1 protein-coding gene is annotated in these 6507 nt (G+C 40.3%); it reads left to right on the top strand.

All coding sequences use genetic code 11. The features are described 5' to 3' along the window. Positions 1-6507, top strand: a 6507-nt coding sequence (locus tag OCI93_RS20605; protein ID WP_410007655.1) for a calcium-binding protein, incomplete at both ends; no start/stop codon positions are given.

The raw sequence follows: 6507 nt of genomic DNA, 5'->3' as shown, positions 1-6507 counted from the left end.
CAGTTAAAGTAGACTTAACTCCTGATGACAATGCAATTGCCGATGGCAAGGTGTATGAAACCAAATACACCTACCACGGTGATGGCAACCGCGTTCGCACTGTTAGCCAATCAGACGGTACGGCACTGACTATAGGCTATGAAGCGCATGGTGATGACTACCGTGTTCACACTATCACAAATGGTGAAGGTCATATTACCCGTTACCAATACATAAGTGAGAATCATACACGAGTAAGCATTGGCGGCAATTATGTTGATTACTTCTTCGACGATAAGCAGCGTTTAGTTGGTAAAGAGCAGGTAGTTAATAATCAAATCATTCGTAATGAGTATGTTTACCATAGCTCAGGGAATGCACTTGGTAAGTTAAAACACGTTACCGATGGCTTAGGTCGTACCACTGAATATACTTATGATGAGCGTGGTAATTTAACTAAAGAGCAAAGTAGTGATAGTCAAATTACGCGTCAGTACAACGAATATAACCAACTGGTTTTAGAAATCCGCAATGATGATGAAAGCCGCTATGTGTATGATGCTCAGCAGCGCTTAATATTTAGTCTAGAAAAACAAAAAAACGACACTTTCCAAGTAACAGAGTATCGCTATAACGCCACAGGTTTGCGAGCTAGTCAGCATGTGTATACTAATGCCAACTACACAGATAACCATTATTCGTATGATAGCTTATCTCAGTGGTTAACAAGTATTGACCTGAGTGCTCAACAGCAAACACGTTATAGCTACGACTTTAGAGGGCAGCTAAAAAGTTTAGTGCGCTATTTAAGTGCAGATAGCTTGGGTAACCCAACCAATATAGTAAGTAATACGCACTATGTTTATGACCCATACGGTTTGTTGCAACAAGAGGTAGACACTAAAGCAGGGCAAACATCCTATAGCTATGACGGCTTGGGCCGTATGCTGGCAAAAATAAGCAGTGAAGGTGTAACTACACAGTACATATATGATGAACAATCGCGACGACTTGCCATTGTTGATGACAACACACAATGGCAAACGCACAGTTTTGATAAAACGGGTGCTTTGGTATCGATTGCTTATGGTACATCTTTTGGTGATAGCAGTCAGGGCATAGAACGTTTTTATCTTGATAAACAAAACCGCAAGGTAGTAAGCGAAAGCACGCAGGGTGCGCGTAGCTATGTATTTTATGACGAAGCAGGGCGAAAAGCCGCCAAAGTGGATGAACAAGGGTTTGTTACTCGAGTAATATTCAATCAAGCACATGATCAAATTCATTCAACCAAGTATGAGCGAGCGCTTGATACATCAAACTGGCTTGCGGATGGCCAGTTAACGCTTTCCTTGGCAGAGCTTGACGAACAACTCAACCGTTTAACTGCGCCAACATTCAGCCAAGTGGGCGCAGCGCCTAAACCACCCATGATGAGGGCAATGTCATTTGCCAGTGCGCCGGTGGCGCAATCATTACCATTAGGTGTTTATCAATATAACCTTGATAGCGGTATGGTATCATTGGATAAAAACTACCACGAACTGTATTTAAGTGAGTTTAACCGAGACCAAGTTTTTTTCCACAAGTCTAGCGACAGCACTGATCTAATTATTCAATTAAAAGGTGTATATAACTTTGTTGGCGGTAATGAGCATATTATTGTAAAAAACTGGTATTCGTTAGATGCCAGTATTAAAAGCCAACTCACACAGGTTAACCTCAAAGACGCAACGTTAGATAGAGCACAAATCTCTCAAGATGCAGATACTAACTGGGATTTGCAAAAAGATCGTTTTTTTCAACAAGCTCCCACATCACTTTGGGGCAACCCACTTTTTGATATTGACCAAATCAATCGAATTCTTATAGGTAGTCCTGACAATGACTCTTTTGATACAGGTGCATTGTTTGCAGATCAAACTTATATGGGCTCAGGTAACGATAGATATGATGCAAGAGGTTTGCTTCCGTCCCATGCTCGCACGTTGTATATGGGTAAAGGCGACGATACTTTTGAACTGATAATGTCAAGAACTACTTTTCATTACCAAAAAGGAGATGGTAACGACACGATTAAAGCGGCCAGAATGTCAGACAATATTCTCGTTTTACACGACATATCTAGGGATGATGTATTAGTCAGGCATGAAGGTACCGATGTAATTATTACGCTGAACAGTTCAGGAGAACAAATCACGCTAGAGGGCTGGTTATTTAATAATAATCATATTCAATTTGAAGGGGATGTCATTCCAAAGCATTTTGAAGGAATGCTAGGTAATACTATTCGTACTCATAACTCTGACACTCAAATTATAGGTACTAAGGATAGCGATAGAATTATTTTGAGTACCGAGTTTAATGGAGAAATTGTAGCTGGTAAAGGTAATGACTTCATATATAGGCCTATGGTACCGAACACTTCAAGTGAGCTGAATTTTGTTCATAACCCAGGAGATGGGACGGATCATTTTTATGGTGTTAGAGGAAATATCCAAATAAATGGAGTTAACCGTGCAGATGCTGAAGTGGTGATTGAAGGCACAATGCTAAAAATTGTGCTGCCAACACTAGGCGATGCGATTCTTATAAAAGGTCAGTATGATTCTATAACATTTAATGGTAGTCAACCTGAGTCATTTACTGTTGCGGAGCTAGCGGCTCAAGTAACACAGATTCAAGGTGGTGTTGGTGTTGATTACTTGCATGGTAATAAAGCTGACAATGTTGTTCACGATTTAGAAGGTGCGCAGCAGATTAACTTGTATTCTGGAAATAATGTTATTTACTCGCAATCAAAGGGTGATATTTTTATCCCCAGTACTGGTAGTGACGTTATTTATACGCAAGGTAGCGAACAAATATTAGATATAAGATGGATGAAATTTAACGACATAATGGTTACCCGATTTGATGGAGGGTATGAAGTCACTGGAGGCCAAGGTGTAAACGTTACGATTCATGGTTGGCAAGGAGAGAATAAAGGTTATATCAAGTCGGGTGATGAGCTAGTAGATATAGATTCACTGGTGAGTAATTCTACAATGCATTATGCACTTGCTGATGGAATGGTTGAACTCGATATTGATGTTAATAAGTTAGACTTATCCGCCTTCTCGAATGACCAAGTATTATTTCACCAATCAAGTGACAGCAGTGATCTCATTATTCAGTTAAAAGGTGTATATAACTTTGTTGGCGGCAATGAGCATATTATTGTAAAAGACTGGTATTCGTTAGATGCCAGTATTAAAAGCCAACTCACACAGGTTAACCTCAAAGACGCAACGTTAGATAGAGCACAAATCTCTCAAGATGCAGATACTAATTGGAATCTAAAAGTCGATAGGTTTTATCAAGGAGATGTGCCAGCACCATGGAGTTTTGCTGCAAGCTCTGAATACCAAATAATAAACAACATTTTCATTGGTTCAGGTTCAGGTGCTACTAATGATGCAGCAGGTGCAAATGCAGATACCTTATATCTAGGTGATGGTGATAACAAACTGGACGCCAATGCATTTATGCACTCACGTACACCGTCGGTTGTGTTTGCAGGCAAAGGGGACGATGACATTAGGCTGTGGGGTAAAGGTCATACGTATCATTACCGTGCTGGCGACGGTAATGATAAATATTATGCCGATGCCTCCGAACGTAATGCCCTTGTGTTACATGGGGTGTCTCGTGAAGATGTAGATATAATCACCCCTAGCCTCATGGAATATAGTGGCAATGTAATTGTTAAATTTAAAAATACAGCAGAGCAGATAACACTTAAAGGATGGCACCGAAATAATAGCTATATAAAATTTGCAGACGAAGTTTATTTACCCTTTGAACAGGGTCGCTTTGGCATTTTTAAACAAGCATTTGAAGGTCAACATACGTTTGTTGGTAGCAATGATAATGAGCGAATAAAAGTAGATGGCTCATTTGATGGCACAGTAGAAACAGGTAAGGGTAATGACTATGTGTTTATGGGCCATGATAGGAGGGGAGTAAAACCATTTAGGTTGATTTACAACCAAGGAGATGGTGTTGATTACGTTACTGCATCTCCTGTTGATGTTGAAATTAACGGCCTGAAAAGGCAAGACATACAGGTGCAGATGCAAGGAGTAGCTCTGAAACTTGTGATGCCTACAGAAGGTGATGTGCTTTATTTAGAAGGTAGTTCTGGGAGTGTTACTTTTAAAGAGAACGGTCAAGCGCGGCAATTTACTATTCAAGAGCTACGAAACGAAGCTAAGGTAGTACTAGATGCGCCCAGGGTTAATCGGATTGATAGTACGCAAGCTGATAATATTATTTATGATGGTGAAGGCGCGGATGCAATATCTCTTAGCGGCGGTAATGACACTGTTTACTCTTCATCCGATGGTGACTGGTTTTTTGTAAGGGCAGGTAATCATACTATTCATACCGAAGGTAATGACCAAATAATTTCCTTAACCCACCCGATAGAAGAGCTTGAGTACCGTCAGACATCCGATGGTTTTGTCATTAGCTCCGCCTCAGGTGAGTTAACGGTGCATGGATGGCAGGGGGATAATGCCGGCCGTATCGACTTGCCTGGTGGCGGTAACGTTTATAGTTTAGCTGAATTTATCTCAGCGATTGAGGTTGGGAAGCTGGTTTTAGTCGAGTCAAATCAGAGTGTAACAGTCCAAGGTGATGTAAAGAGACTTTTTGTTGAGGGAGACAATATTCAAGTTACTGGTGGACAAAACCTTAAAACCATACATACATTTGGTTCTAATACCACATTACTGTTAGAGGAGAGTCATTTTAGGTCAACAGCTGAACGGATAAAAATAGAAAACCATGACAATGGTCAAGTACTTAAATTTAAAGACCTTGCTAGAAGTGAAGTGGTTTTTACACAGCGCGATGGTTTTTTAGAGCTTAAGTTAAAAAGTAACGCAAACCATATAGTTCTTAAAAACTGGATTGATGGTAACAATTATATTCAATTCTCTGATTCAGAGTCGCCAGTTAAAGTAAATGATATCGGCAGAGAAGTCATAAGCTATCAAAGCGGGAGTGTTCTACATGGAAGCTCTAAAGCGGATACGTTCTTTTTACAAGCAGGCAACCATACAGTTCACCTTTCAGCCACCGAGAGTGACCGAGCTTTTTTGCAGAGTAGTAATAATACAGTCGTTCGTCAGTACGTTGGATCTGACCAACGAACATGGTCATCTCAAATTATAAACTTTGGACAAAACCAACTACTTAAGTTGAAAGGCTTTGATAAAGAAAAACTAGTATTCGCTCGAACAAACGAGAGTGATGTTGTTGTTCGGTTATTTGATAATGATATATTTCACGGCAATAAGCCGTATCGAGGAGAATTAGGACTCGATAAATGGCTTAATGCCAGTAATAAGGTTCAATTTGATGATGGAGAAATACTCGAGTTAGATACTCTAGTAGGGGTGTTACATTCTCTTGGTGAGAGCGACTCAAATTTTAAAGGTAGTGATCTAGGAGATATGATTTATGCAAGTGGTGACTATCGAGAAGTAATAGAAGCAGGTAAGGGCAACGACCTCATAACAGGGGCACGAGGCCAAACAATCATTTATAAAAAAGGCGATGGTTCAGATCTTATTGATTTTGTCGGTGACTCTACAAATTTTGAGAAGTCCAATAAGTTAATGCTAAAAGAGGTTAAGCGCAGCGATGTTGATATTTATAAATATGCTGATGACACCTTCCAAATAGCATTTAAAGACTCAAATGACGTACTAACCTTGCATAAACAATTCGACAATAAGGATTTTGTTGTATTTGAAGGCGACAGCGATGCGCAATTAAACCCGTTTACGTTAGATAACGTGATTGTTGTAGGGAGCGATAAAGGTGATGAGCGCCTAGAAGGCGGTACGGGTGATGATGTATACCGAGGCGGTGCAGGGCATGACACATACGCATTTAGTGGTGGTCATGACACCATTGAAGATAATGGCGGCACTTTATTATTCGAAACAAACGTTTCTTTTGGCCATGAAGCCTTAGTTTTTAAACGTAATTATCAAGATTTGATTGTAAACGTGCAAGATGGTCAGCACAGTATTACGATTAAAAACTGGTTTGATTCAAGTCATAACAAAGTGGATTTGAAGTTTGCTCGTGACCCAAATTTAGCGTTAAGTGCAGCTGAAATTGAACAGGCCATCAGCTATGACCCGTTACCAAGCTATTTAGGTAACACAGCAATAGCCATTCAACGCGGTGAGGCTGTACGCATTCCATTGCAATTTAATGTTGATATGGCTGTGCCTTTATCAATAGTTGCGCAGCAACTTCCTGCATGGCTTAGTTACGACTCAGACGCACAAGCGTTAGTGGGCAACGCGCCAAACGAGCAAACACATGAGCAGGTAGTACTAAGTGTTAAAGACCATCAAGAGCAAACGGCCAATATAACTATTTCAGTGAGTACTTCTGCGTATATTTATACAGGAGGAACTCGTAGTGTTAACAACACCCAAGGGCGTATTTTATTCACGGATGGTG

This window comes from Pseudoalteromonas holothuriae (genome assembly GCF_945859825.1).
Lineage (GTDB): Bacteria > Pseudomonadota > Gammaproteobacteria > Enterobacterales > Alteromonadaceae > Pseudoalteromonas > Pseudoalteromonas holothuriae.
Note: the sequence above shows the minus strand (reverse complement) of the source record. Positions and strands in the feature narration are given on the sequence as shown.